At 56.0% G+C, this 25,906-nt stretch carries 25 protein-coding genes; 18 read left to right on the forward strand and 7 right to left on the reverse strand.

The window, feature by feature from the left end; all coding sequences use genetic code 11:
* Position 1: 1 nt before the first annotated feature.
* From BN2684_RS13395 to BN2684_RS13460, 14 genes are all read left to right on the forward strand, one after another.
* Entirely contained in the window at positions 2-544 is a 543-nt protein-coding gene (locus tag BN2684_RS13395) for a helix-turn-helix domain-containing protein (RefSeq protein ID WP_058302688.1), read from the forward strand.
* 57 nt (positions 545-601) lie between these two features.
* Complete coding sequence (locus BN2684_RS13400; RefSeq protein ID WP_058302689.1) at positions 602-1,711, forward strand: ABC transporter ATP-binding protein; 1,110 nt, start codon at positions 602-604, stop codon at positions 1,709-1,711.
* Positions 1,701-2,528 (forward strand): ABC transporter permease, encoded by an 828-nt coding sequence (locus tag BN2684_RS13405; RefSeq protein ID WP_058302690.1) that lies wholly within the window; start codon positions 1,701-1,703, stop codon positions 2,526-2,528. The genes BN2684_RS13400 and BN2684_RS13405 overlap by 11 nt, the downstream gene beginning before the upstream one ends.
* The gene (locus tag BN2684_RS13410) at positions 2,503-3,309 is read left to right on the forward strand and encodes an ABC transporter permease (RefSeq protein ID WP_058302691.1); all 807 of its coding nucleotides are present in this window, start codon (positions 2,503-2,505) and stop codon (positions 3,307-3,309) included. Before BN2684_RS13405 ends, BN2684_RS13410 begins: the two co-directional genes overlap by 26 nt.
* On the forward strand, positions 3,306-4,376 hold the full coding sequence (locus BN2684_RS13415; RefSeq protein WP_058302692.1) for an ABC transporter substrate-binding protein: 1,071 nt from the start codon (positions 3,306-3,308) through the stop codon (positions 4,374-4,376). The genes BN2684_RS13410 and BN2684_RS13415 overlap by 4 nt, the downstream gene beginning before the upstream one ends.
* A 61-nt stretch (positions 4,377-4,437) precedes the next feature.
* Positions 4,438-5,523: an adenosylcobinamide-phosphate synthase CbiB gene (cbiB, locus tag BN2684_RS13420; RefSeq protein ID WP_058302693.1), complete on the forward strand. Its 1,086-nt coding sequence runs from the start codon at positions 4,438-4,440 to the stop codon at positions 5,521-5,523.
* 146 nt (positions 5,524-5,669) lie between these two features.
* On the forward strand, positions 5,670-7,082 hold the full coding sequence (locus BN2684_RS13425; protein WP_058302694.1) for a pyridoxal phosphate-dependent aminotransferase: 1,413 nt from the start codon (positions 5,670-5,672) through the stop codon (positions 7,080-7,082).
* Complete coding sequence (locus tag BN2684_RS13430; protein WP_058302695.1) at positions 7,079-7,843, forward strand: adenosylcobinamide amidohydrolase; 765 nt, start codon at positions 7,079-7,081, stop codon at positions 7,841-7,843. The genes BN2684_RS13425 and BN2684_RS13430 overlap by 4 nt, the downstream gene beginning before the upstream one ends.
* A gap of 320 nt (positions 7,844-8,163) precedes the next feature.
* Positions 8,164-8,568 (forward strand): Fur family transcriptional regulator, encoded by a 405-nt coding sequence (locus BN2684_RS13435; protein ID WP_058302696.1) that lies wholly within the window; start codon positions 8,164-8,166, stop codon positions 8,566-8,568.
* Positions 8,538-9,251, forward strand: coding sequence for a winged helix-turn-helix transcriptional regulator (locus BN2684_RS13440; protein WP_058302697.1), 714 nt, complete (start codon positions 8,538-8,540; stop codon positions 9,249-9,251). The genes BN2684_RS13435 and BN2684_RS13440 overlap by 31 nt, the downstream gene beginning before the upstream one ends.
* 328 nt (positions 9,252-9,579) lie before the next feature.
* Positions 9,580-10,521: a thioredoxin-disulfide reductase gene (gene trxB, locus BN2684_RS13445; RefSeq protein WP_058302698.1), complete on the forward strand. Its 942-nt coding sequence runs from the start codon at positions 9,580-9,582 to the stop codon at positions 10,519-10,521.
* Between the two features lie 122 nt (positions 10,522-10,643).
* On the forward strand, positions 10,644-10,898 hold the full coding sequence (locus tag BN2684_RS13450; protein WP_058302699.1) for a glutaredoxin family protein: 255 nt from the start codon (positions 10,644-10,646) through the stop codon (positions 10,896-10,898).
* 59 nt (positions 10,899-10,957) lie between these two features.
* Entirely contained in the window at positions 10,958-11,527 is a 570-nt protein-coding gene (locus tag BN2684_RS13455) for a peroxiredoxin (protein WP_058302700.1), read from the forward strand.
* 189 nt (positions 11,528-11,716) lie between these two features.
* Positions 11,717-12,034: a rhodanese-like domain-containing protein gene (locus BN2684_RS13460; RefSeq protein ID WP_058302701.1), complete on the forward strand. Its 318-nt coding sequence runs from the start codon at positions 11,717-11,719 to the stop codon at positions 12,032-12,034.
* An 80-nt stretch (positions 12,035-12,114) separates the two neighbouring features.
* On the opposite strand, the gene BN2684_RS13465 is transcribed toward BN2684_RS13460, so the two are convergent.
* The 4 genes from BN2684_RS13465 to BN2684_RS13480 form a co-directional block, all read right to left on the reverse strand.
* On the reverse strand, positions 12,115-13,002 hold the full coding sequence (locus BN2684_RS13465) for a hypothetical protein (RefSeq protein WP_058302702.1): 888 nt from the start codon (positions 13,000-13,002) through the stop codon (positions 12,115-12,117).
* Positions 13,003-13,058: 56 nt separating this feature from the next.
* A complete protein-coding gene (locus BN2684_RS13470) occupies positions 13,059-13,745 on the reverse strand; it encodes an AlkZ-related protein (RefSeq protein ID WP_058302703.1) in 687 nt (228 codons plus the stop codon).
* Position 13,746: 1 nt separating this feature from the next.
* Positions 13,747-14,703, reverse strand: coding sequence for a helix-turn-helix transcriptional regulator (locus BN2684_RS13475; protein WP_058302704.1), 957 nt, complete (start codon positions 14,701-14,703; stop codon positions 13,747-13,749).
* A 107-nt stretch (positions 14,704-14,810) separates the two neighbouring features.
* On the reverse strand, positions 14,811-16,541 hold the full coding sequence (locus BN2684_RS13480) for a proline--tRNA ligase (protein WP_058304542.1): 1,731 nt from the start codon (positions 16,539-16,541) through the stop codon (positions 14,811-14,813).
* Between the two features lie 482 nt (positions 16,542-17,023).
* Between BN2684_RS13480 and BN2684_RS13485 the strand changes: the two genes are divergently transcribed.
* Both BN2684_RS13485 and BN2684_RS13490 read left to right on the forward strand, forming a co-directional pair.
* On the forward strand, positions 17,024-17,899 hold the full coding sequence (locus BN2684_RS13485; RefSeq protein WP_058302705.1) for an aldose epimerase family protein: 876 nt from the start codon (positions 17,024-17,026) through the stop codon (positions 17,897-17,899).
* Between the two features lie 108 nt (positions 17,900-18,007).
* Entirely contained in the window at positions 18,008-20,920 is a 2,913-nt protein-coding gene (locus tag BN2684_RS13490; protein ID WP_148449969.1) for a response regulator, read from the forward strand.
* 108 nt (positions 20,921-21,028) lie between these two features.
* On the opposite strand, the gene BN2684_RS24980 is transcribed toward BN2684_RS13490, so the two are convergent.
* The 3 genes from BN2684_RS24980 to BN2684_RS13505 all read right to left on the reverse strand — a co-directional run bounded on the left by BN2684_RS24980 (position 21,029) and on the right by BN2684_RS13505 (position 23,389).
* A complete protein-coding gene (locus BN2684_RS24980; RefSeq protein WP_082651959.1) occupies positions 21,029-21,886 on the reverse strand; it encodes an IS3 family transposase in 858 nt (285 codons plus the stop codon).
* 20 nt (positions 21,887-21,906) lie between these two features.
* Positions 21,907-22,587 (reverse strand): helix-turn-helix domain-containing protein, encoded by a 681-nt coding sequence (locus tag BN2684_RS24985; protein WP_058302707.1) that lies wholly within the window; start codon positions 22,585-22,587, stop codon positions 21,907-21,909.
* Between the two features lie 160 nt (positions 22,588-22,747).
* On the reverse strand, positions 22,748-23,389 hold the full coding sequence (locus BN2684_RS13505) for a TetR/AcrR family transcriptional regulator (RefSeq protein WP_058302708.1): 642 nt from the start codon (positions 23,387-23,389) through the stop codon (positions 22,748-22,750).
* A 278-nt stretch (positions 23,390-23,667) separates the two neighbouring features.
* Between BN2684_RS13505 and BN2684_RS13510 the strand changes: the two genes are divergently transcribed.
* The gene (locus BN2684_RS13510; protein ID WP_058302709.1) at positions 23,668-24,204 is read left to right on the forward strand and encodes a cysteine hydrolase family protein; all 537 of its coding nucleotides are present in this window, start codon (positions 23,668-23,670) and stop codon (positions 24,202-24,204) included.
* Between the two features lie 55 nt (positions 24,205-24,259).
* Complete coding sequence (locus tag BN2684_RS13515) at positions 24,260-25,699, forward strand: nicotinate phosphoribosyltransferase (protein WP_058302710.1); 1,440 nt, start codon at positions 24,260-24,262, stop codon at positions 25,697-25,699.
* Positions 25,700-25,906: the final 207 nt, after the last annotated feature.

Below are 25,906 nucleotides of genomic sequence, written 5' to 3' on the forward strand. Positions count from 1 at the left end.
CATGGAAATCGGCAAGAAAATCAAAAATCTACGGCTGAAAAAGGGGCTCACCCAGGAAGAGCTGGGTGAGAGGACCAACCTGAGTAAGGGCTACATCTCTCAATTGGAGCGGGACTTGAGTTCTCCCTCCATTGAAACGTTCTTCAGCATCCTGGAGGTGCTCGGCTGTAAGCCGAAGGACTTCTTCGACGAGGATGAACGGGAGCAGAAGGTGGTTTTCGGCGGAGAGGACTTGACGGAGATTCGCGATGAGGAGCGGGGCTACCAGATTCAATGGCTCGTGCCCGATTCCAACGAGCGGATCATGGAGCCGATCCGGCTGACCTTGGAAGCCAGCGGGGAGTTCAAGCAATTCGAGCCTTCCCTGTCGGAAACCTTCGCTCTCGTCCTGAAGGGCCGCATTCAGCTTCGGCTGGGCAAGCGGGTCTACACCGCTTCAGCGGGAGATACCGTGTATTTTCATGCCTCGGACGAGCATCAAATTGTCAATGACGGGGATGTTCCGGCGGAACTCATCCTCATCGCGACGGATTCGTACCTGTAAGCGCTCATAGCGGACGCCGCTTGACGGCTGCTAGTTTATCATGAAGGAGAGAAGGAAATGACGGAAGACCAGATCATCATCCGCTTTGAAGGGGTTACCCAGCAGTTTGACGACGATGAAGCGGTGTTGAAGGATGTCAGCTTTGAAATCGAACGGGGAAAATTTTACACGCTGCTCGGGCCTTCCGGCTGCGGCAAGACGACGATCCTGAGGCTGATCGCCGGATTCATTCAACCTTCTCGGGGCAATATCTTCATGAACGGCAAGGTGATCAACCGCATTCCTGCCAATGAGCGCCAGGTTAATACCGTTTTTCAGGATTACGCGCTTTTCCCTCATCTAAACGTCTTCGAGAACGTCGCCTTCGGCTTGCGCATCAAGAAGCTGAAAAATGCCGATGTGGAGAAAAAGGTAATGGAAGCCCTTCGCTTCGTCAACCTGGTGGGCTACGAGAAGCGGGAAATCAGCGAGATGTCCGGCGGTCAGCGCCAGCGCGTCGCCATCGCCCGCGCCATCGTCAACGAACCGGAGATCATCCTTCTCGATGAGCCGCTGTCCGCGCTCGACCTGAAGCTGCGTACCGAGATGCAGTATGAGCTGCGCGAGCTGCAGCGCCGCCTCGGCATCACCTTCATCTTCGTCACCCATGACCAGGAGGAGGCGCTCGCGATGTCCGACGTCATCTTCGTCCTGAACGGGGGCATCATCCAGCAGAGCGGAACTCCGATGGATATCTACGACGAACCGATCAACCGCTTCGTGGCGGATTTCATCGGCGAGTCCAACATCGTTCCGGGCCGGATGAAGCGCGACTTCCTCGTGGAATTCGCAGGCAAGGAATTCGAATGCGTCGACCAAGGGCTGCAGGCGGACGAGCCGGTAGAGATCGTCATCCGTCCGGAGGACCTGGAGATCACGAAGCCGGAACTCGGCAAGCTGCAGGTGCGCGTCGATACGCAGCTGTTCCGCGGCGTGCATTTCGAGATCAGCACCTATGACGACGCCGGCAACGAGTGGCTCGTTCATTCCACGAAGAGAGCGACCGTAGGCGATCGGATCGGGCTTGCCTTCGACCCGGAAGCCATTCACGTCATGCGCTTCGGCGAGACGGAAGAGGAATTCGATAAGCGGCTGGAGGCCTACAGCGAGGTCAGCTATGGAGAATAAATCCCGCAACGTCTACCTGATCCCTTATTTGCTGTGGATCGCGCTCTGTGTCGTGGCGCCGATCCTGATGATTCTCTACTATTCCTTCTTTAATATCGAAGGAGATTTCACGCTGGCCAATTACGCCAAATTTTTCACACCGGTTTATTTGCGCATGACGATCAGCTCGTTCTGGTATGCGTTTCTCATCACGTTCTTTTCGCTGCTTGTCGCTTACCCGACGGCTTACCTGCTGACGAAGACCAAGCACAAGCAGCTTTGGCTGCTGCTGATCATCCTGCCCACCTGGATTAACCTGCTGCTGAAGGCGTATGCCTTCCTCGGCATCTTCGGGACGTACGGAGCCGCTAACCAGTTTCTGGAGTTCATCGGCATCGGCACGAAGCAGATCCTGTTCACCGACTTCAGCTTCATCTTCGTGTCCGTCTACATTTTCATCCCGTTTATGATCCTGCCGATCTTCAACTCCTTGGAGGAGCTCAATCCGACGCTGGTGGACGCATCTCGCGATCTGGGAGCCTCACCTTGGGTTACCTTCCGCCGCGTGGTCTTTCCTTTGACCATCGAGGGCGTGAAGTCAGGAAGCCAAGCGGTATTCATCCCGGCGCTGTCCTTGTTTATGATTACCCGGCTCATTGCCGGAAATCGCGTCATCACGCTCGGTACGGCTATTGAACAGCATTTTCTCGTCACCCAGGACTGGGGGATGGGCTCGACCATCGCGGTGTTCCTGATCATCGCCATGGCGCTCACCATGATCGTGACCGGCGGAAGGAAGGGAGGGATGAAGAATGGCAAAGACGTTAAAGCTGTCTAATCTCTATCTCGTCTTCATCTTCATCGTCCTGTATTCGCCGATCTTCTATCTGATGTACTACTCGTTCAACAGCGGCGGCACGATGCATGGGTTCGAAGGCTTCACACTCGATAATTATAAGGAAGTGTTCCAGGATACCCGTTTGATCATCATCGTGCTGAACACGCTGGTCATCGCGCTGCTCTCTTCGGCGCTGGCCACCATCCTCGGGATCATCGGAGCGCTAGCGATCATCGCTGTGCGCAAAGGACGCAGGAAGAACACGCTGTTGACCTTAAATAATGTGCTGATCGTCAGCCCTGATGTCATTATCGGCGCCTCGTTCCTCATCCTGTTTACGATCCTCGGGGTCAAACTCGGCTTCATCTCGGTGCTGCTATCGCATATCGCCTTCAGCGTGCCGATTGCCGTCCTGATGATCCTGCCGCGTCTGCAGGAGATGAGCCCGACTCTCATCGACGCCGCACGGGACCTCGGAGCGAGCCGCTGGAACGTGCTGACGAAGGTCGTCATTCCGTACATCAAGCCGGGGATTTTCGCCGGATTTTTCATGGCGCTGACGTATTCGCTGGATGACTTTGCGGTCACCTTTTTCGTAACCGGGAATGGGTACTCGACCTTATCTGTCGAAATTTACTCGCGCGCGCGCCAAGGTATTTCGCTGTCGATCAACGCCTTGTCTACGCTGATCTTCCTGTTCACCATCCTGCTCGTCATCGGCTACTACTTCATCAACCAACGCCAGCAGCATAAGCCGGCCCATCAGGAGGTGCGCAAATGAAACAGCTCGCGCAGACGTTTCTTGCGATTTTCGTGATCGCCTTCGCCCTCATGTACACGGCCCATTATATGAACGCTTCGGAAGGACTCACCGGCGGCAACACGCTTACCGTCTACAACTGGGGTGATTACATTGACCCCGAGCTCATCACCAAGTTCGAAGAAGAAACCGGCATCAAGGTCATCTACCAAACGTTCGATTCGAATGAAGCGATGATGACGAAAATCGTGCAGGGCGGAACGACCTTTGACGTCGCGGTTCCTTCCGAGTATGCGGTGGACAAGATGCGCAAGGAAAACCTGCTGCTTCCGCTCGACCACAGCAAGCTGCCGGGAATCTCCAACATCAACCCGCGGTTCATGAACCTGGCGTTTGATCCGGGCAACCAGTATTCGGTACCCTATTTCTGGGGGACGGTGGGCATCGTCTACAACCCCGAGCTGACCGGCAATCTAACCTTCAAAAGCTGGAACGATCTGTGGGACCCCAGCCTGAAAAATAAAATCATGTTCGTAGACGGAGCCCGGGAAATCCTCGGCATGAGCCTGAACAGCATGAACTACTCCGTCAATGACACGAATGAAGAGCATCTGCAGGCTGCTCTCGCCAAGCTGCAAAAATTGACTCCGAACGTGAAGGCCATCGTCGGCGATGAGATCAAGATGCTGCTTGCCAATGAGGAAGCCGCAGTCGGGATCGTCTGGTCGGGCGATGCCTCCGAAATCATCGATGCCAACGACAAGCTCACCTACGTGCTGCCGGAGGAAGGAACCAACCTGTGGAGCGACAACATGGTCATCCCGAAGACGGCGAAAAACATTGAAGGAGCGCATAAGTTCATCAACTTTATGCTGGACCCGGCCAACGCGGCGCAAAACGCCGAATATGTCGGTTACTCTACGCCGAACGAGAAAGCAATGAAGCTTCTCCCAGAGGAGATTTCAAGCGACGAGCGCTTTTATCCGGATCTCAATTCCATGAAGCTCGAGGTCTATGAAAACCTGGGCAAGAAGATGCTCGCCCACTACAATGAGCTGTTCCTGGAGTTCAAGATGCACAAGAAATAAGCGGACTTGTTAGCCCGATGGAGTAAAATCAGGTTTTGCGGATCGATCGGAGTGGACACGAATGTTGTTCTACAGCTGGCAGGAAAATATGCTGATGGCAGCGGTGGCTCTCGCACTGGATTGGCTGATCGGAGATCCGGCTTGGCCCACGCATCCGGTGATCTGGATGGGAAGAGCGATCACTTGGCTGGAAAAGCGGCTGAGGCGGTCAGATGGAAAAAGGGTGAAAGCTGGCGACGAGAACGCGCTGACGAGCGGTGGCGGTGAAACGGTATCCTCCGCTGCTATGGCAACGGAAGGCCCGGAGCTATCGGCGGCATCTCTCAAGCGAAGAGGAATCGTCTTAACGGCGGCCATTGTCGGAGGATCGGCGGTGTTCGCCGTTCTTTCCGTTTCTGTTGCCGATGCGATCCATCCCTGGCTCGGCTACGCGGTGAATACTTGGCTGATCTCCACTACGCTTGCCGTGAAGGGCTTGAAGCAGGCGGCTGATCGAGTGGCAGCTCCACTTGCAGCCGGAGATAGGGCAGAGGCGCGGAAGTATGTCGGCTGGATCGTAAGCCGGGATACGGATCGGCTGGAAGAGCCGGAGATCGTGCGCGCGACTGTGGAGACGGTGGCGGAGAACACGGTGGATGCGTTCGTATCGCCCTTTTGCTATGCTCTTCTTGGGGGAGCGCCGCTCGCCTTCCTGTACCGGGCGGCGAACACCCTCGATTCCATGGTCGGGTACAAGAACGAGCGCTACCTGCAATTCGGCTGGGCTTCGGCTCGATTCGACGATGTGTTGAACTACTTGCCTGCGAGGCTCGCCGGATGGCTGCTGATCTGCATCACCTGGCTGTCCCGAGACTTACCGGTATCGGCCGGTCGAGCGCTGCGCTCCGTCCGGACGTTCGCCCGGCTGCATCCGAGCCCGAACAGCGGCATCCCGGAATCGGCGGTGGCGGGAGCGCTCGGCGTCGAACTCGGCGGCGTGAACGTGTATTTTGGCGCCGTGAGCGAGCGCGCCCGCATGGGCTGGCCGCTGAAGCCGCTCGGCTTGGCGGATATCGGGGCCGCCGTAAAGCTGCTGTACCGCGTCAGCTACCTGCTGTTCGGTGCGGCGGTCGTGCTGGCGGGAGTGGGCTGGTGGCTGAGCGGATGATCGCGCTCGGTGGATGCGGCTGTAAAACTGGGCTGTGATGCCTCGTCTTTGCGAATGTTGAGCATGGGAATGATGAGTGCGTTGAACGTTGAACGAACCGATAGAAGGGTTGATTGGCAATCGAAGATCGGAAGGGGACAACCCGAATGCTCGAAACCTATGGTCACGGTGGAGATTGGCAGACCGCTCGGCAGCTCTATGGCCGTGACGAGTTTGTGGATTTCAGCTCCAATATGAATCCGCTCGGACCTCCCCCGGCGGTGAGGGACATCCTGCAGGGCGGGATGGACTGGATTGTCCGCTATCCCGATCCGGCCGTGCGCGAGCTGCGGAGCAAGCTGGCGCGTCTCCATGGCATCCCGGAGGAGTCGATCCTTGTCGGCAACGGAGCCGCTGAGCTGATCGACTTGGCGGTCCGCTTAATCCGGCCGTGGCAGGCGATCCTGGCAAAGCCGTGCTTCGGGGAATACGAGGAAGCGGTGGTGAAAGTGGGAGGGGATGTCCACTCCATTCCGCTTAAGGAAGCGAACGGGTTCCGGCTCGAGCAGGGGCAAGTGGAGGAGATGCTGACCCGTTTGAACGCGGGGAGCTCCGGGGGAGATAGACCGCTGGCTGGAGCGTGGCGCGAAGGACAACGAGGAGAGAAGTCTACTCGGCCGTCGGATGAAGCGAGGGGAAAAGCTCCGGATGCTATCCGGAGTGAACAGGCAGATGGAGCGAAGGATGCTATTTTAGCAGCTGCTCGGAATGGATTGGCAGATGAAGATCCGCTTTTATATCAGAGTGATGTAAGCCATTCGGCCGCTGGCCCTGACCTGTGGATACTTGGGTCTCCCAACAATCCGACTGGGCAATTGCTCGATGACTCCGTCCTGGAAGCCATTCGGGAATCGGGCAGGATTCTTCTATTGGACGAGGCTTTCATGGATTTCGTAGAGCGAGAGGAGGAAGGCAGAGCATCGAAGGTTCAAGCCGCTACCCGGGACAAGAATCTGCTCGTTCTCCGTTCGATGACGAAATTCTACTCCATCCCCGGCATCCGGCTCGGCTATATCGTCTCGCATCCCGACCGGATTGCCGAGCTTCGCGCCTTGCAAATTCCTTGGAGCGTGAACGCACTCGCTCAAGCCATCGGCTCTGCGGTTGTCGACGATCGCGACTTTGTCAGGCGCACCGAAGCGTGGCTGCGAGAGGAAGGTCCCTGGCTTGCGCAGCGGCTGCGCCATCTCGGACTGACCGTCTATCCAAGCGTTGTGAACTATCTCCTCGTCCGGCTCCCTGATTCCTCCGGCTGGACAGCGGCTTTGCTGCAGGAGGCGATGGGGCGTCGCGGCGTGTTGATCCGCGATGCGTCGCGGATGGGAAATTTGTCCTCCGCCTACATACGCCTCGCCGTGAAAGCACGGCGAGATCACGAGCGCCTGCTTGCGGCCCTGGAGGAGTGTCTGCGTCTCGGACCTGCAGCGCTCGCATCCGCCGATGATGTTGCAGATGACGACGATGCTCGCAAAGCTGGGCCTGGTCAGACTGAAAAGACGAGAGGGGAGGACCGCTCGTGACGCTTCCTTTTATCGGAATTGATTCGACCGATGTGTATTCCTCCTCTGTCTGGCCGGGTTTAACCTTCCGGCTCGCGGAGGATTGCCTCGTCATGGAAGTCCCTGCGCCGCTTGATTGCATCAGCAACGCCGTATTCCGTGGAGGCCGGGTGCGGGCGTCCCGCATTGTGAACTGGATGGTTCACAAGGATTACCGGGGACTCGATCCGGAGGAGGATTTTCGGCAATTGCTGGCTTCCCGGGATTGCCCGGCGGAGGAGACCGTCGGTCTGCAAACGGCAGCCGTGATTCGCCGGGTCGCAATTGCGGAAGAGGACGGCGACTGTTTCCGAATCGCCGTTTGTACCACGAGCGGCACCCGCAATGCGGCCCGGGCCGGTTACTCGCGTGCGACGTATTCCGCTTACGAACCCGGCACGATCAACACGGCAATCTTTATCGATGGCCGGTTAGGGGAGGCGGCGATGGTCAATGCATTGCTGACGGCAGCGGAAGCCAAAGTCTCCGCACTCCAAGACGCGGGCATCCTTGATCCGGTCAGCGGCAAGTCGGCGACGGGGACGACCACTGATGCAACCGTCCTCGCCGTCAGCCAATCCGCCGGTTGGAGTGCCATTCACAGATACGCCGGAACGGCCACGACCGTAGGGGATGCCATCGGGCGGCTCGTGTACCGGACGCTGTTGGAGACCATTGAAGCGGACCGCCGCGAGGAGCAGGCGGAGAGCCACGGCTATCGCTTTGACCATTTACACCGTTAAGAGTATATCCCCTTAACAAAAAGCAAGAACCGGCACTCGCGCAAGGTGAGATCCGGTTCTTTTAACGTTCGAGACCTGAATGGGCAGAAATGCAAGGCATCCTGCGGCATTTACATCGGATGCTGGATCCCCTTGCTGCCGCGGCCCCTTGCTCCTGTTATACCAAAAGATCAATCGGTGAAGACTAGCAAGCATCCGCATTCCGCAACCCTTGAGTGCCATGAATGCTATTGAGTATCCCTTTGCGAAGAGCCTCTTGACAGAAGATTAGAATAATTATAAACTTAGATTAAGTTTAAATATAAAGGAGGTGCGGCACGATGGCCAGGAAAGGACAATTGACCACGCCGCGCAAAACCATCCTAGAGGTCATCGCTGCCTCGCACAATCATCCGACGGCTGCCGAGATTATGGAGCGTCTCAAAGAACAAGGAGCCCACTTCGCTTACGCCACGGTTTACAACTCCCTCCGTTACCTGACGGAAGAAGGGTTGATCCGCGAGCTGAAGCTGGAGGGGGATTCCAGCCGCTATGACGGTTGCTTGGATGTCCACCATCATATTGTCTGCACGGAATGCGGTCGGGTAGATGAAGTTTTTGCGAAGGTCCCGGACAAATGGCTGGAGCAAGTAACCAGCGAAACCGGCTATCGCATCGATCAGGAGCAAGTTCTATTCAAGGGGGTTTGTCCGCAATGCCGGAATTCCAAAGCGCAGGAACATTGAACGCCGTCACTGTCGTGCCGGAAGGAGCCTATTGCACCACCACGCATAGGATTGTGATCATCAGTCCGTATCCCGCCGCCCTGAATCCGCTCATTCGCGAGCTGACCGCTAACTGCTACGATGTAATGGTATTTCATAATGAAAGCGATCCGATGCTGACGCTGCTTCAGGCGGATCTATTCCTCGTTGATCGGACCTTGAGCTCTCCGCTCCAAGCTTTTCATCCGAAGAAGCCTGCCGATGTTCTGGTGCTCGTTCCCCGCAATCGGACCGGAGAACCTGGCAGCGAGCCTGTGCAGGAATGGCCGGCCGACCCCGGAGCTATCCTTGCGAGAGTCGAAGAGCTGATCGGTCACAAGAATCCTGTAAATCAGAATGATCCTTACCAACTGCGCGTTAAGGATTTGGTTCTCGATCTTCGGAGGATGACCGTCACCCGGGGAGAAGAGAGGATCGACCTTACGAAAACCGAGTTTGATCTCCTGCGCGTCCTTCTGGAAGCAGAGGGCGGGGTGCGCTCTCGTCAGGATTTCATGGAGCTGGTGTGGGGCGATGAATATTTCGGAGGCAGCAATTACGTCGACGTTCATGTCAAAAGCTTGCGGCAAAAGCTCGGTGACGACTCGAAATGTCCCCGCTACATCGCCACCGTCAGAGGAGTGGGGTACCGGCTAGCGGATTGAGAGCGAGATGCCCTTCATGGTGTTGCTCCCCGTCGCTACCAGCCAGCAGCAAATGGAGAGTGGGTAGCCCCTTGCTATGCAGCCCTCGACTCGCGGATTGAGAGCGAACAGATCCTTCGCCCCAGCGGTTTCCGCCATGCGGTATAACGTCGCGTGAATGAGGTCAGCCCAGAAAATTTCGAGAATTTCACCTTCATAAAAGGTTCACGCGTCCTTCATCCGAGCTTCATGCAAGAGCAAGCCATGGATGATAGGATAAAGTTATGCCCCAAGTTTAAACTTAGTCTAATTTTAATAGAGAGTGTATGGAAGACAGGAGGAATTCATCATGTACAAATCCATTATCGTCGGTACCGGCCCTGCCGGACTCACGGCGGCCATCTATATGGCTCGAGCCAATCTGAAGCCTCTCGTCATCGAGGGCCCTCAACCGGGCGGGCAGCTAACAACCACTACGGAGATTGAGAATTTCCCCGGCTTCCCGGAAGGAATTCTCGGTCCGGAGCTCATGGATAATATGCGCAATCAAGCGGAGCGCTTCGGAGCGGAATTCCGCACCGGCTGGATCACCTCCGTCGATCTGTCGAAGCGGCCGTTCATCCTGAAGGTGGAAGGGCATGGCGAGCTCGTGACCGAAACGCTGGTCATCTCTACAGGAGCTTCCGCCAAATACTTGGGCATTTCGGGCGAGCAGGAGAACATCGGGCGCGGCGTCAGCACTTGCGCCACCTGCGACGGCTTCTTTTTCCGAAACAAGAAGATCATTGTTGTCGGGGGCGGAGATTCTGCCATGGAAGAAGCGCATTTCCTGACCCGCTTCGCTTCGGAAGTCGTTCTCGTGAACCGGCGCGGCGAGCTCCGGGCATCCAAGATCATGCAGGATCGCGCTCGCGGCAATGCCAAGATCAGTTGGAGCCTGAACCGCACGCCTCTTGAGGTGCTGTCCGGAGAGAAGGGCGTCACAGGTATGAAGGTCTTGAACAACGAGACCGGCCAAGAAGAAGTGATCGAAACGGACGGCATCTTCATCGCCATCGGGCATACGCCGAATACCGGCTTCCTTGGCGGCCAGCTAACCACCGATGAACAAGGGTACCTCGTCGTCCGTCCCGGAACGACGGAAACCGGCATCCCCGGCGTATTTGCCTGCGGAGATGTCCAGGATCGCCATTACCGCCAAGCCATCAGCGCAGCAGGCACCGGCTGCATGGCTGCCATCGACTGCGAGCGGTACCTGGAAGGCATCAACGCGGAAGTATTATCGCTGTAATGCTTTAACGATGGACTGATCAGGCCATACTTCCTTCTATATCTTCATGCAATCATCTATGCCCGCTTACTCAAACTCATCCCAACGTACTTCATCCGCTTCACGGATAAGGAGAGATCACCATGACCGAGCAGGTAAAAGCGATCGTTTATTCCAGCACTCATTGCCAATACTGCGCAGGGGTCAAGAAGTTCCTCACCGACAAAGGAGTTGCCTACGAGGAACGGAACATCGACCTCAATGACGCCTTCGCCGAAGAGCTGTGGAACACAGGCATGCGCTCCGTCCCGGTAACTGTGATCGGGGATACGAAGATTCTCGGCTTCAATCAGACCGCACTGAACAAAGCCTTGGCAGACGCGGAAGGCTTGCTTTAATACCGAAACTTGTGTCCAACCGTTTGTATTCAAAGAAATGACATTCAAGGAGGTTTCTCATGACCGCTAACGCACAGACGAATGTTTACCCCTACGCCAAAGTCGGGTTGCCCGCACCCGCTTTCGAGCTGTTGTCCACCAAGAACCTGGATTCGCTGGAGGAAAAGATTTCGCTCGAGGACTACCGCGGCAAATGGCTCGTGTTTTTCTTCTGGCCGTTTGATTTCTCCTATGTCTGTCCGACCGAGATCGCCGCGTTCAGCGACAGCTACGATGAATTCAAGAAGCTGGACTGCGAGATCCTCGGAGCTTCCGTGGACAGCGTCTATACGCATCGTGCCTGGATCCAGACTCCGCGTGAGAACGGCGGCATCGGCGAAATCTCGTTCCCGCTCGTCTCCGATTTCCACAAGGAGACCGCCGACGCGTACGGCATTCTCGATCAGACGAGCGGGGCCGCCCATCGCGGCTTGTTCATCGTCGACCCGGAGGGGATTCTCCGCTACCAGGTGGTAACCGACATGAACGTCGGCCGCAGCGTGGACGAAACCTTGCGGATTCTGCAGGCGCTGCAAGCAGGCGGATTGTGTCCGGTCAACTGGCGCCCGGGGCAAAAGACTCTCGGCTAAACGAAAGCGGCAGCTCCACTTGGGGGAAGCGACCGAGGCTGGAGGGTCCGGGAGTCGCAAATGATATCGATATCCAGCGGGAGAGGAAGGATGAAACGATCCCACCTCTCCTGGTTTTGGCTTATCCGGGCATTATGATAAGCTTAGGGATAGACGAAGTGAGAGTAGGAGTCGAAAGGACGGAGGAGAATGGCAGGAGTGTATACCAAGGAGATTCAGCCTGTAGAGGTTCATAAGCGGCTCGAAAAGGAAGCCCTGTTCCTGCTCGACGTCCGGGAGCAGGATGAATGGGAAGACGGCCACATCGAAGGTGCCCGACATATCCCGCTCGGCGAGCTTGGAGAACGGATGGGGGAGCTTCCCCGCGACAAGGAGTTGATCCTCGTCTGCCGCAGCGGTAACCGAAGCGGCCTCGCTTGCGAATACATGGAATCCATCGGGTATGATGTTACCAATATGGTTGGAGGAATGCTCGCTTGGCCGGGCAAGGTCAAGACGGGACGTTGACGAGAGAGGTTAACAAGAAAACGCTGCTTCGCTCGGGAGCCTGTAGCCCGAACGAAGCAGCGTTTTGACGTTTCTCTTCTTTAGATTCGCCCATACGCGCGCAGAATGAGCAGGTTTTTCATGGTCAGATAGCTGCGCCATTCGCCATCCGCCGCAGTGGATAGGGTGGGAAAGGAGAGGGACCAACCTCCGTCCTCGTTCTGCGTTTCGATGAGCGCATCGAGGTGCTGCTCGACCTGTTCGTCCGTGAAATAACTGCGGCAGAGAGAACCGGGAGCAGGCGCCCATTCCAGGATAGGATGAACGTATCCGGCAGCGTAAGGATCGAGCTCGATGACTCCAGAGGAACGGATCAGAGCGCCGACGCGTTCCAGCTCGGGCACCGCGCGCTCTCGGTCCGGGACATGCACCAAAAAGCTGAGTACCTGAATCCAGTCGTGGTAATCGACATCCCGCACGGTCTCCGTCTGCTTCCAGAGAAAGGCCAAGGTCCGGTCATGCCAGTCCGGCGCGGACGAGCCGGCAAAGGCTCCGAGCTTGAACAGGAGGCCGATGAGCCTTCCTGTCGGATTGAGGGCGGGTTTCGAATCTTCCTCCGTTTCCCACCAGGGGGCATGGGGATAGTCCTGTACCTGAATGAGGGTTTGAGGCACGCCGCCTCCCTCCCGGGTGATGCCGCCGACGAACGCGGTGATGCGCGCGAGCATGTCTGGCTCTCCGCCGCCCAACTCGTCCAGGATCAAGAGAGCCTCTTCGGTAGCCACCGGCTGGCTGTGAGGACCGCGCAGATCGGGCTCGAAGGCGCTGCCGAAGCCCCCGTCGAGGTTTTGGTAAGCGCGGAGCACCGAGATCACGGCTTCGCGACTTCCTCCCTCAAAATGATACTCAAATCGTCTGCGGTCAAGCAGCCGCGCACTGCGATAAATAAACTCTTTTGCCAAGGGGAGTACGTTCTCGCTGGATTTCATCGAATCCTCTCCTCTAAGATCCAAGATTGATCGAATTGCCTTTCCATCCCTAACCATTATCGAAGCGGGTAGAGCTTCTCAAAGAATTTCATCGCCTCCGGGCTTGCGGCCTCCTCCAGACGTTCGCGGACCAATCGGGCTGCCGCTTTCAGCTGCAAGGATTCCGGCTCGATGTCGCTTGCCTCCATCCAGGCCTCCGCGGTGGAATAAGAGACGCTGCTCCAGCCGCTCGGTTCGCCGTCCGCATTTCGGCGGATGTGGGCTCCGGTGACCACGATATCCATCGCTTCGGTAAGCGCCTTGATGCTGCGATCGTAATCGGCTTTGCTCGTCTTGGCCTTCATACCGGCTGCTCCGCGCAGCTCGCGGGTATCGATCCCCCCGGAGGTGCGGATGATTTCGTACAGATCAACGGCTTCCTTGGGGAGAAGGCCGTCATGGTATCGTTCCTTAATAGAGCCTCCGCGCTTCGCCACCAATCGCAGCAAGGGAAACAGATCAGCAGCGATCAGGATCGATTTTCCTCGGAAAAACTTTCCGTAGGCCGCATCTCCGGAGGATGGAAAATGAACCCGCCATTTCCAAGGATCGCTCTCGAGTCCGGTGTGCCAAGCCTCCGCAGCCGTGGAAGCGGAGAGGGAAGGATGGTTCGGCACAGAGGGAACGAGCGGAAGGATTCCGTAGGTTTGTACGAGCTGTAAAGCTTCTTCGTAAGTCGTGATCGGGGTTGTAGCTGTGGACATGTCAATGTTCCTTTCGTTCGTCGTCTTGTGGAGGCTGCTCGTACCGGTTGGCTACCTGAAGGGCTCGCTCGCGAATTTCATCGCGCAGGGAAGCCGGTTCGAGCACCTCCGCATCCGGGCCGAGAGAATAGAACAGCCGGATCAACCAGTCCCATTCGGTGGAGGGAATGCTGAAATCTGTTTCCCATACGTCTTCGCCTAGGAAGGTGATGCATTCGCCGATATGGCGATCACGCTCGATCTGGAGCATCCCCCGATAACTCAAGCGAGCGCGAATGCGCAACGGGGGGAGAGCTTGTTTTTTCTCTTCCGGCTCTTGCTCGGGTGCGATTGCCGGAGCCGTGACGGGGTGAAGCGAGTCCATCCGGTCCACTCGGAAAAGTCGGTTCTCTCCATGCGTCCAGGAATAGGCATCGCAGTACCAAAAGCCGTTCGCCGCATAAATCCGTTCCGGGCGTAAAAGAACCGTCTTCGCTCCGGATTGCGAGCGATAGGCAACCTCCAGGCATTGAGCTTCGGCGGCATGCCGGATCAACTCGGAGAGCAGCGGAGTTCGGTAATGGCGTTTCGGAACCTCCATCTCGACCCTGGACAGCAAAGGCTCCATACGTTCGAGCGTGTTCTCGGGAAGAATGGCGGCGAGCTTGTCCAATAGAGTCCACCGCTCTTGGTTGAAGGGGGTATCGCTATAGCCCTGCAGCGCCTTCAGAGAAAAGAAGAGCGCCAGCGCTTCTCCCGATTCCAGGTTTAGCGGAGGCAGCCGGTACCCGCTCATGAGACGGTAGCCTCCCGAAGGCCCGCTCTCGGAGTACAGCGGAACGCCCATCTCGGAAAGCGCTTGAATGTCACGAATAATCGTGCGGTTGGACACCTCGAATTTCTCCGCCAGACTTCCGGCTGTTTCGTTTCTCTGCTGCAAGGCAAGGAGCAGCGCGATCAATCGGTCCTGCCGTTTCACGGATTCACCTTCTTTGGGCTGTCTGCCTTCATTATAAATCAGTATCGGTGACAAGATGAATGTCACCAATCATTTTGGGTTCAGCAAAAAAATTCTTCTCGTTGCTTTTAGGTCTGGCGGGAGGCGGACGGGCTGCGAAGCTGCGCGTCTACTTCCTCCAGAAGCGAAGCCATGGCAACGAGACGTTTGCCGCCGCGATCCGCAACCTCGATCCATCCGTCACCTGCTGCCTTGCCTACGATCAGGCGCAGCGGGAGTCCGATGAGATCAGCATCGTGGAATTTGCTTCCGGGGCGTTCTTCCCGGTCATCCAGGAGCACCTCGTAGCCGGCCTTCGTCAGAGCGGCGTAAGCTTCCTCCGCCAGCTCGCGCTGCCTCTCGTCGCGTGGCGACAAGAGCAGCAGGTGGATGTGGAACGGAGCGATCTCCGTCGGCCAATGAAAGCCGCTTGCATCCGAATGCTGCTCGGCCACGGCGGCGAGCAGCCGAGAGACGCCGATTCCGTAGCAGCCCATGAGCATCGGTCGGCGCGCTCCGTCGGCTCCGGTGAAGGACGCGTCCAGCTTGGAGCTGTATTTGGTGCCGAGCTTGAAGACATGGCCGACCTCGATTCCCTGCCAAGCCGAGAGCGCCGTTCCACAGTGAGGGCATGCATCTCCGGCTTCCGCGTTCCGGCATTCACCCACTTGATCCGGGATGAAGTCGCGCCCCGGTACTACCCCGGCATAATGCCAATCCGGTTCGTTGGCGCCAGTCAGCGCTTCCTTCAGCGCCATCACCTCCGGATCGGCGAGCACATGCACGGATAGCCCGACCGGCCCGGCAAAACCGGAGGGCGCGCCGGTCACCCGTTCGACTGTCGCCGCGTCTGCAAGCTCAAGATGCTCGGTGCCAAGCAGCTTGCGCAGCTTGATCTCATTGGCCTCCCGGTCTCCGCACAGAAGGACGGCGACCACGCCGGTATCGGTAGAGTAGAGCAGAGTCTTGATGATTCGATCAGCGGCAATCGACAGAAAATCGCACAGCTCGGAGATGGTGCGGATTTCCGGGGTGTGCACCTTGCGGAGTACGAGCTCTTCGCCGGTGATCGTGGTTTCACAGTCGGCGTTCATCGCCGGACCTGATGTCGCCGCTTCTACGTTTGCCCCATATCCACAAGAAGGGCAAACGAGGAGGGTATCTTCGCCGGAAGCGGCGAGAGCCATGTACTCATGAGAGCCGCCTTCCCCTCCGATCGCCCCCGAGTCCGCTTCGACAGAGACGAACTCCAGGCCGACCCTGCGGAAAATGCGCTCGTAAGCTTGCCGCATGCTGCGGTAGCTCCGGTCCAGGCTCTGCTCGTCCGCATGAAAGGAATAGGCATCCTTCATGAGGAATTCCCGGCAGCGAAGGAGTCCAAAGCGGGGACGGCGCTCATCGCGGAATTTGGTTTGGATTTGGTATAAGGTGATGGGAAGCGACTTGTAGGAGGACAGGTCCTGGCGAACTAGCGCTGTCACGACTTCTTCATGGGTAGGACCGAGCGCGAACCCGCGTCCATTCCGGTCGGTCAGCCGGATGAGCTCCGGCCCGTAGGCGGATGCCCGGCCTGATTCCTCCCACAGCTCCATCGGCTGCAGCGATGGCATAAGAAGCTCTTGAGCGCCTGTCGCGTCCATCTCCTCACGAACAATGCTCTCCATCTTGCGCAGGACCCTTCTGCCCAGCGGCAGATACGTATAGATTCCCGCCGCCAATTGGCGGATATAGCCAGCCTTTAGAAGCAGGCGGTGGCTGGAGGCTTCGGCATCGGCCGGAACTTCCTTCAGAGTCGGAATCAACCATTCGCTCTGTCTCACTTGCATTCATCCTCCTTTGGAATAATAGAAAAACGCGCTTCTGTCCGTAAGGGACGAATGCGCGTTCGTGGTACCACCCAAATTTGACCTCCCGGCTATGCTCGGCCGACTGGTCCTTTGATCGCTGTAACGGGCTAAATCCCGGCCGCGGATACTGATTTCCCCGCAGCGACTACCGGAGGGGAAGCGGACGGACGGGCGTGAAAACCTTGCAGCCAGTGGGTTTTCTCTCTGCAGGCCCGGGTAAAACGTCAGCTTATGTGCCGGATGATGGTCGTTATTGGATTGGAGTTTCCATAACGTTACCAGATCGCTATACGGAGGTCAAGCGTCACTTTGAAAACGAAGTCGAATCCGGTAATCCGGGTTTGCATATCGGCCTCTGTTCAGGCATCATTAAACTTAGTGAACAAACCGAGACTCGCATAAGCGCATGGACATCCGTCTCAGGCTGTCCTGCCTCAACCGAAGGAGCTGGAACCATGGCAGATTATCAAGTGAATGCTTACCGAGATACGTATGAGGTTTATGAATTGACGGAGGAGAGCACGGGTTCGCGGGTGACGGTATGCCCGGAGCGCGGCGGCATCGTAACCGGCTTCGCAAGCGGCGGCAAGGAGCTCTTGTACCTCGACCGAGACACCTTTTTGGATCCGAACGCGAACATCCGCGGCGGAATTCCCATCCTCTTCCCGATTTCCGGTCAGCTTCCGGAGGGCATGTATGAATGGGAGGGTGCTGCTTATCGCATTCGCAATCACGGAGTGGTGCGCAACCGTCCCTGGCAAGTGGTCGGCACCAGCACGGACGGCTCCGCTTCCCTGACGCTCCGGTTTGTCAGCGATGCCGGAACGGAAGCCGAGTATCCGTTTGCCTTCGAGCTGCTCTTTACCTACCGCTTGCAGGATGGAAAGCTGCGGATCGAACAGGAGTACATCAACCATTCGGATCGTCCTCTCCCGTTTTACGCAGGCTTGCATCCGTATTTTTACGCGACTCCAGGACCGGTCGCCTATCAAACGGACGCGACCCGGCTGCTTGACCTGAACGATGGAGAAGAGAAGCCCTTCGCCGGTACCCTCGATATCAGCGAAGCGAAGGAATCGGTTGTTCTGCTGAATGCTTCGGAACCGTCGATCTCGTTTCTCCCGAACGGCGCCGGAGCGATCAAACTGGCCTACAGTCCCGTTTTCAAGTACATCGTGCTGTGGACCGCACCGGGCAAACCTTTTTTATGCGTCGAGCCGTGGATGGCGAAGAACGAAGAAATGCTTCGGGGGGAAGAGCTCGTGAGCGTCGAACCGGGAAGCCGACTACACGCTTTTGTCGAGATCGCAGCCGGAAGAACAGCCGAATAACCGAAACCGCCGCCGATAGTGTGGGGCTTGTAGCTGAACCGCACTGAACGTTACGAGAATTGAATTTGATAAGCATTCACTTATGCGGAAGGAGGGGATCTAGGCGCCGTGAGTTTTAAGAGAAGGCAATATGTAGGCTTCGGCCTTGTATTAGCCATGTTGTTTTTGCTGTTAACCCTCATCATCGTGATGCTCAATACCTTGAAGGGGAATTTTGATGAGATCACCGGTGACCGTTATGGCAAGGTGGACATCATTACGGATATTCGATCGAACATTTTTGCCATCGACAGCCACATGGGGAATGCTCTTCTCTATTCCGATCAAGAAGCGGAGCATTTGGCCGAAGTGAACGCCGGAAGGCAGGAAATTTCTAGCGAAGTGGCGACTCTCCAGCAGATTGTCAATACGTCGGAAGGCAAGGGGCTGCTGACGGCTCTCGAAAGCCGTTTGAATGATTATTTCGCCGTTCAGCAAACCTTTGCTCTCAGCTTGGCGAGCGGAGACAAGGAGGAAGCCCGGAATCTCTTTATGTCCAAAGAGCAGATGGTGATCGAACCCATTCTTAGCTCCCTGAACGAGTTCGAATCGTTCCAGAAAAACCTGGTTGATCAGAGAATGACGGATTACCAAAGCAATCATAAGATGACGTTCACGATCATCATTACGTCCGGTTTCATGTTCCTGCTCTTGGGCATCCTGGCCGCCACGTGGGTCATTCGCAGCACCATCGGCAGCCTCCGGAAGGTGAAAGAGACGATGCGCCAGGTGGATGTGGCCGATCCGGCTCCGCTTCCACTCCTTAGCATCACGATAAGGGACGAGATCGGAGACATATCCGCCGCCTTCAATCAGATGATTGTTCATATTGAGACATACCGGACGAATGAGCGGATCTATAACTCCCAAATGGAACGAGAGAATCTGCTGCAGGCCCGTCTGGCGGAGGTGTCCGATCTCTATCTGGGAATGTCGGACGTAACCGTTTTGGGAGAGAGCTTCATCCGAACGGTGACCCCTATGCTGAAAGCGTCCTATGGAGTCCTCTACCTAGCTCGGCAGAGTACGCTCACGAAGCTTGCAGCTTATGCCGATCAAGGGGAAGCTGTCGGCGCTGCGGAGATTCGTTTTGGCCAGGGCTTGGCCGGGCAAGCGGCGTTGGAGCAGAGGATCCTGCGGCTTGACCAGACGCCGGACTCCTATATTCAGGTATCGTCGGCTCTCGGCTCCGCCCCCGCCCGTTCGATTCTGGTGGCGCCGATCGTCTATGAAGGCCGGACGGTCGCCGTACTGGAATTCGCGACACTCGGCGAATTTGGAGAGGATGAGGAAGAGCTGCTCTCCCGAATCGTCGAAACGATGGGCATTACCCTCGACAACGTCGAAGGACGGATGGAGGTGGAACGCCTGCTGGCGGAGTCGCAAACCTTGACGGAGGAGCTGCAGTCCCAATCCGAGGAATTGCAAAGCCAATCGGAGGAACTGCAATCCCAATCGGAAGAGCTTCGTATCTCCAATGAACAGCTGGAAGAACAGAACGGCCTGATCCTGCAGAGAGCGCAGGAGCTCGATCATATCCGCAAGGAATTGGAGATCCGCAACGGAGAATTGGAGCTCAGCTTCCGGTACAAATCGGAATTCCTCGCCAATATGTCCCATGAGCTGAGGACTCCGCTTAACAGCATTCTGATTTTATCCCAGATGCTGATGGAGAACCGGCAGGGCCACTTGAACCCGGAGGAGGAGGAATACTCCCAAACGATTCATCATTCCGGACAGGATCTGCTTACCTTGATCAATGATATTCTGGATCTCTCCAAGGTGGAAGCCGGCAAGATCCAGCTGGAGATCGGCGACGTCAGCCTGCTGGATTTGCCTACGACATTTAAGTGGAACTTCGAGCCTCTGGCGCTTAAGAAGGGGCTCGAGTTCAGCACGGTCCTGTCTCCTGAGCTTCCAGAGGTCATTCGGACCGATGAGCAGCGGCTTCATCAGATTCTGAAGAATCTTTTGTCCAATGCGATCAAGTTTACCGAAAAAGGGTCGGTCAAGCTGAACGTCTACCGTCCGGATGAAGCCGAAATGTGCCGGGTTTATCCGAGTGGAGTGCGCGCGAGCGTGGAGGATGCCCGATTGCTCGCGAATCCGTTCGACGAGCCAAATGGCGAAGTGCATGCGGAGGCGGGTTCTGACTATATCGCCTTCTCCGTCACGGATACGGGCATTGGCGTCCCCAAGGACAAGCAGACGCTGATCTTTGAGGCTTTCCAGCAAGCGGATGGGGCGACCAGCCGCAAATATGGCGGGACCGGGCTCGGTCTGTCGATTTCGAAGGAATTCGCCGCTCTTCTCGGAGGATTCATCGCCATGGATAGCGAGGAGGGCAGCGGAAGCACCTTTGTCCTGTACCTGCCCATGCAGTATTCCGAAGAGCAGGCCGATAAGTTTGCATGTGCAAGCCGGAGCTCGGAGATCACGACGGCGGAACGGATGGCTGCCGCTGCGGCCGAAGTGCTGTCAGCCGGGAGCACCCGGCCCGGGATTGAGTCGCTTTTCGCCGCCTTTGAGAAAAGCGGACCGAAGCCGGTGTCCGCCGATCAACTGCTTGAAAGCTCATCCACTCTCGTCCATCCGGACAACGAGCTGTTCCGGGACAAGAAGGTGCTTATCGTCGACGACGATGTCCGCAATGTGTTCGCGCTCACCGTGGCATTGGAGAACCAGGGAATGATCGTCCGCTCGGCCATGAACGGCAAAGAAGCCATTGAAGAGCTGGAGAAGGATTCCGGCTACGACCTGGTTCTCATGGATATCATGATGCCGGAGATGGATGGGTACAAAACCATGCGCACGATCCGTGGACCGCTCGGCTTCGAGAAGCTTCCGGTAATCGCTTTGACGGCTAAGGCCATGAAGAATGATCGGGAGAAATGCTTGGAGGCGGGAGCGTCGGATTATATCAGCAAACCACTCAATCTGGATCAACTGTTCTCGCTGATGAGGGTTTGGCTGGCGAATTAAGTCGCTTGAATAGAACGGATTCCGTCATGCACAAAGCCGCCTTCATTCCCACCGATCATCGTGGATTGAACTGCACCCCGTCAAGTAGACAGTGGAAAAAAGTAAAAACTATGCGGCCTTAGCTCTGAATTCCAAGGGGCTGAGGCCGTTTAATTTCTCTTGTAGTCTTACGTTATTGTAAAAGGCGATGTACGCCTCGATATCCCTTTTCAATAGCTCGAAGGTCCCGTACGTGTTCAAATAATACTTTTCGCTCTTCAATGCTCCCCAGAAGGACTCCATAGGCCCGTTATCGATACATCTACCAACACGAGACATGCTCTGAATAAGATTCCCCTGCTTCAGCATCGTTTTAAACGGGAGGGACGTGTACTGGAACCCCCGGTCACTGTGAAGCAAGGGGGTACTTGCAGGTACGGCTCGCAAAGCTTGACGAAGCGTCTCGAAGACCAGCTCGTTGTTGTTGGCATGTCCGATGACGTAGGACACAATGCTATTGTCATGCAGATCCAGGATCGCACTTAAGTACGCTTTTTGTCCATTTCCGTATTTGAATTCCGTCACGTCCGTCACCCATTTTTGGTTAGGTGCATCCGCTTGGAACTTCCGATTCAGCAAGTTCTCTGCCACATGCTGCGGCGTGGAATGGGGATACTTCTTCCTCTTTCTCCGGATAACCGATTGGATTCCCGCAATGCGCATCAAGCGCAGGATTCGCTTGCGGTTTATGGCTTGACCGGTTTGCCTTCGCAGATTCAGGGTTAAGCGGCGATACCCATAGATTCGACCTACCTTCTCATACAGCTCAACCATCGTTTCTGTCAGTTGGGCATTTTCCCTTTCCCGACAGTTGGGCGTCCGCCTCAACCATTTGTAGTAGCTGGAACGTGGGATACTTGCAATCGTACACAGAAGCTGAATGCGAAATCCCTCTTTCTGTTGCACCTGTTGTATGGCGAGATACATGTTCTCCTGACAGGCTTGGCTTAGCGTCGCCTCCTTTCGAGTTCCTGTAATTTTTTTAGGAGTGCATTCTCCGCTCGCAAGCGTTCATTCTCGTATTCGAGCTTCTTCATTGCAAGCTTGTGAAGATCAGCCTCGGTCAGTTCCTCCGGCGCTTTCGTTCGCCCTCGTCCATCTGCCAACGCTTCTGGCCCACCGGCTTCAAACTTCTTCACCCACTGGTAGATTTGATAATACGAAACCTGATACTGCTCGGATGTTTTGCGGTAGTCGTGCCGATTGGCCAGGCAGTAATGAACCATTTCGATTCGTTCTTGCCAGGTCGTTGTGCGTCCCTTCGTCATAGCGGTTGCTCTCCCTTTATGGGTTTTTAGGCTGCTATGACGATTATACTTCGTAATCCAGTCGCGTAGTTGGGTCCGGCTAGCGATTCCATATTTTTCGATGATGTCATTCCCGGATCCCTCCGCGTTCAAGTACGCCTGAACCGCTTGAAGCTTCAACTCTTCCGAGTACGTACGATTGCCGGATCGACGTTCCAGCCCCGCATAGCCGAACCTTTGGTAGTTGCGCCGCCAATCCTTAATTGTGCTGATCGCAACACCAATACGTTGACTCGATGCAATTACACTTATTTCGCCACTTTCGATCGCCTTCACGATCGCCAACCGCTCTACGGCTGGAATCCGTTTCGTTGTGGACATAGACAAAACTCCCCTTAAGCAACAGGTTTGTTTATTTCACCTGTCTACTTTAAGGGGAGCATATCAGATTTGAAGGCGGCTTATCCTTTTCAATCAGAGGGCATTAAAAAATCCGAAGTCCACACGCACACTCCGATGCGGGCTTTCGGATTGTTCTTTCTCAGAAGAGCAGCGGTTTCTCCATGGGAGAAGGCAACCAGCTCTCCGAATCCCCGAGCAGGATATCGACGCAGCGGTCGATAAGACGGGAGGCTCTATGGAGTTGCTCCGCTGGATCGCCGGGCGGATCGAGGAAATTCATGATCATGCCGTGAAGCATGAACAGGTAAATGCGGTATAACGTTTGGGCGGAATCCATCTTTTTGGCCGGTAGGCAGGAGATGACCGCTTCCCGCAAACGAGTGAAGATGCGGCTGCGCAGTCGGTCGCATTCTTCCGGTTCGTCTGTTACGCGGATCGTGGGAGCTCCCTGGAAGAGAATCATCGTCGTGCTGCGCTGGAAGAGGCAGAAGGAGATGACCTCTTTGCTTGCCAGTCGAAGACGTTCTGTCGGGCTGATGACGGGATCGTGCGCTAATTCCTCCAGAATCGATTCCAGACGCTCCAGCAACGGACAAGCCATTTGCCGCAGAAGGTCTTCCTTGTCCTTGTAATACATGTAAATGAGGGTATGGGAGCAGCCCGCTTCCTTGGCGATCTCCCTCATCGTCACCCGATTGAAGCCCTGAGTGGAAAAGAGCTTGGCTGCAGCGTCTTCGATGTTCTTTTTGGCGACAATTCCTTTCGAAACCCGCATTCGCATCCACTCGCTCTCTTCTCCAGAATCCCTTCAACGAATACAGGCAACCGCCGAACAAGTCTAACCAATGGTTGCTTCGTTTAATCATAAAGGGAGATCGAAAAGAGTGTCAATGAAAATTTTAGCGAATTAATACTTTAACGCGATAAAAAATTCCATTCAGATCAACAAAAACTCATTTTCAACAGGCGAAACAAGCGTTTGGGCTGGATTGTTCTATAGTATATAATAGGACCAAGAAAAGGAAAAGTTAATTTTTCATTTCGAGAGGGGAGATCTCCATGGAAGCTTTGATCGTGATCGATTATACGGTTGACTTTGTGAATGGCAAGCTGCCGGTGGGGGAGCCTGCACTCTTGATCGAGGATCGCATCGCCGAGCTGACGGAAGCGCACGTTCGCCGCGGCGATCTCGTGGTTATGGCGGTTGACCTGCATGAAGAGAATGACCCGGATCATCCGGAGTCGAAGCTATTTCCGCCTCACAATATCCGCGGAACCGAAGGGCGCGAGCTGTTCGGCAAGCTCCGAGAGGTGTACGACCGGAACCGAGACCACATCCTCTGGATGGACAAAACCCGCTACAGCTCCTTCCACGGCACGCCGCTTGAGGACGAACTGAGGAGTCGGGGGATTGACACCCTTCATCTGGTCGGGGTATGCACGGATATCTGCGTGCTTCACACGGCGGTGGACGCCTATAACCGGGGCTTCCGCATGGTGATCCATCCGTCTGCCGTCGCCAGCTTTAATGCGGCCGGACACGAATGGGCGCTTCAGCATTTCCGCGGGTCGCTTGGAGCCGATGTCCGCGACTAGTACCCGTATGCCCGCTTAATCAAAAACTATCATTCCAACAAAGGAGAACCTGCACATGTCGAACGTCGGTCTCGCTTTACATACGGATAAGTACCAGATCAACATGCTGTACGCCCATTGGATGAACAAGACGATGGACCGCAAGGCGGTCTTCGATGTCTATTTCCGCAAGCAGCCCTTCGGAGGTGGCTTTGCCGTTTTTGCAGGTCTGGAGAGGGTGATTCACTATATAAACGAGCTTCACTTTGATGAAGAATCCCTCCGCTACTTGGCGGAGCAGGAGGAGAATTACGATCCGCGCTTTCTCGAGGAGCTGCGTCATTTCCGTTTCAACGGAAGCATTCATTCCGTAGAAGAGGGAGAGATTGTATTCGCGGGAGAGCCAATCATGCGAGTCGAGGCCCGGATGTTCGAGGCCCAGCTGATCGAGACCGCACTGCTTAACTTCGTTAACTTTCAAACCTTGATCGCGACCAAGGCAGCCCGTGTCCGGCATGTTGCCAAAGAGGATGTATTGCTCGAGTTTGGAACCCGTCGGGCGCAGGAGCAGGATGCCGCGGTGTGGGGAGCTCGGGCAACCTATCTGGCGGGCTTCGACGCCACCTCCAATATGCTGGCCGGCTACCGCTTCGGCATTCCGACCAAAGGGACGCATGCGCATTCCTGGGTGCAGGATCACGATAGCGAGGAAGAGGCGTTTCTCCGCTTTGCCGAAGCTCTTCCCGATCAGGTGACGCTCTTGGTGGACACCTATGATGTGCTGAAAAGCGGCGTCCCTAATGCCATCAAGACGGCGAGGGAGCTGGAGAAGAAGGGCAAGCGGCTGAAAGGAATCCGGCTGGACAGCGGGGACTTGGCGTATCTGTCGATCGAAGCGAGGAGAATGCTGGACGAAGCGGGGCTGACGGATGCCAAGATCACGGCTTCCAATGACCTCGATGAGGATACGATCTTTGAAATCAAGGCGCAGGGAGCGAAGATCGACATCTGGGGGGTCGGCACGAAGCTGATCACCGGCGGCAATCAGCCTGCTCTGGGCGGAGTCTACAAGCTGGTAGCCCGGGAAAAGGATGGCGAATTCGTCCCGACGATCAAGATATCAGCCAATCCGGAAAAAATCACAAACCCGGGCATCAAAGACATCTACCGGATCGTCAGCAAGGTATCCGGACGAGCGGAGGGCGACCTGATCACGCTGGCGGAGGGGGATGTTCCGGACGGAAGCCCCGTTCGCCTGTTCAACCCGACCCACACCTTCATCCAGAAAAAGGTAACGGATTACGAGGTCATTCCGCTGCTTAAGTCGATCTTCCGGGATGGCAAGCAGGTGTACAGCATCCCGCCTCTTGAGGAAAGCCGCAGGTTTCACTCGGAGCGGCTCAAGCTGTTTTGGCCGCAATATTTGCGGCGTCTGAACCCGGAAATCTATCCCGTCGACCTGAGCCGCAAAGCATGGGACATGAAGATGCAGTTGATTCAGGAGCATATGGAATAAGGGGAAGCATCGCCAAGGATCGCTGGGCCAACCTGCCGCGGGCCTTGTTATGCCGGTCGCTCGGCACACTCACCGCTGTGCAGGCCATAGTCGAATAGTGGGCGTGATGAGACGTTCCATTGGCATAAAATGGAACGGCGAACTCCCTATCCTCGTCTCCCCTATTTCCACTTTTTTTGTTATAATGGGTCCGTAAGCATTCCCTGG

It is taken from the genome of Gorillibacterium timonense (genome assembly GCF_001457415.1).
Classification (GTDB): domain Bacteria; phylum Bacillota; class Bacilli; order Paenibacillales; family NBRC-103111; genus Gorillibacterium; species Gorillibacterium timonense.

Bases quoted from the DNA above. Each gene is read 5' to 3' on its own strand.
- BN2684_RS13395 (WP_058302688.1), top strand. From the start codon at position 2: ATGGAAATCGGCAAGAAAATCAAAAATCTACGGCTGAAAAAGGGGCTC.
- BN2684_RS13400 (WP_058302689.1), top strand. From the start codon at position 602: ATGACGGAAGACCAGATCATCATCCGCTTTGAAGGGGTTACCCAGCAG.
- BN2684_RS13405 (WP_058302690.1), top strand. From the start codon at position 1,701: ATGGAGAATAAATCCCGCAACGTCTACCTGATCCCTTATTTGCTGTGG.
- BN2684_RS13410 (WP_058302691.1), top strand. From the start codon at position 2,503: ATGGCAAAGACGTTAAAGCTGTCTAATCTCTATCTCGTCTTCATCTTC.
- BN2684_RS13415 (WP_058302692.1), top strand. From the start codon at position 3,306: ATGAAACAGCTCGCGCAGACGTTTCTTGCGATTTTCGTGATCGCCTTC.
- cbiB (WP_058302693.1), top strand. From the start codon at position 4,438: ATGTTGTTCTACAGCTGGCAGGAAAATATGCTGATGGCAGCGGTGGCT.
- BN2684_RS13425 (WP_058302694.1), top strand. From the start codon at position 5,670: ATGCTCGAAACCTATGGTCACGGTGGAGATTGGCAGACCGCTCGGCAG.
- BN2684_RS13435 (WP_058302696.1), top strand. From the start codon at position 8,164: ATGGCCAGGAAAGGACAATTGACCACGCCGCGCAAAACCATCCTAGAG.
- BN2684_RS13440 (WP_058302697.1), top strand. From the start codon at position 8,538: ATGCCGGAATTCCAAAGCGCAGGAACATTGAACGCCGTCACTGTCGTG.
- trxB (WP_058302698.1), top strand. From the start codon at position 9,580: ATGTACAAATCCATTATCGTCGGTACCGGCCCTGCCGGACTCACGGCG.
- BN2684_RS13450 (WP_058302699.1), top strand. From the start codon at position 10,644: ATGACCGAGCAGGTAAAAGCGATCGTTTATTCCAGCACTCATTGCCAA.
- BN2684_RS13455 (WP_058302700.1), top strand. From the start codon at position 10,958: ATGACCGCTAACGCACAGACGAATGTTTACCCCTACGCCAAAGTCGGG.
- BN2684_RS13460 (WP_058302701.1), top strand. From the start codon at position 11,717: ATGGCAGGAGTGTATACCAAGGAGATTCAGCCTGTAGAGGTTCATAAG.
- BN2684_RS13465 (WP_058302702.1), bottom strand. From the start codon at position 13,002: ATGAAATCCAGCGAGAACGTACTCCCCTTGGCAAAAGAGTTTATTTAT.
- BN2684_RS13470 (WP_058302703.1), bottom strand. From the start codon at position 13,745: ATGTCCACAGCTACAACCCCGATCACGACTTACGAAGAAGCTTTACAG.
- BN2684_RS13485 (WP_058302705.1), top strand. From the start codon at position 17,024: ATGGCAGATTATCAAGTGAATGCTTACCGAGATACGTATGAGGTTTAT.
- BN2684_RS24980 (WP_082651959.1), bottom strand. From the start codon at position 21,886: ATGTATCTCGCCATACAACAGGTGCAACAGAAAGAGGGATTTCGCATT.
- BN2684_RS24985 (WP_058302707.1), bottom strand. From the start codon at position 22,587: ATGTCCACAACGAAACGGATTCCAGCCGTAGAGCGGTTGGCGATCGTG.
- BN2684_RS13505 (WP_058302708.1), bottom strand. From the start codon at position 23,389: ATGCGAATGCGGGTTTCGAAAGGAATTGTCGCCAAAAAGAACATCGAA.
- BN2684_RS13510 (WP_058302709.1), top strand. From the start codon at position 23,668: ATGGAAGCTTTGATCGTGATCGATTATACGGTTGACTTTGTGAATGGC.
- BN2684_RS13515 (WP_058302710.1), top strand. From the start codon at position 24,260: ATGTCGAACGTCGGTCTCGCTTTACATACGGATAAGTACCAGATCAAC.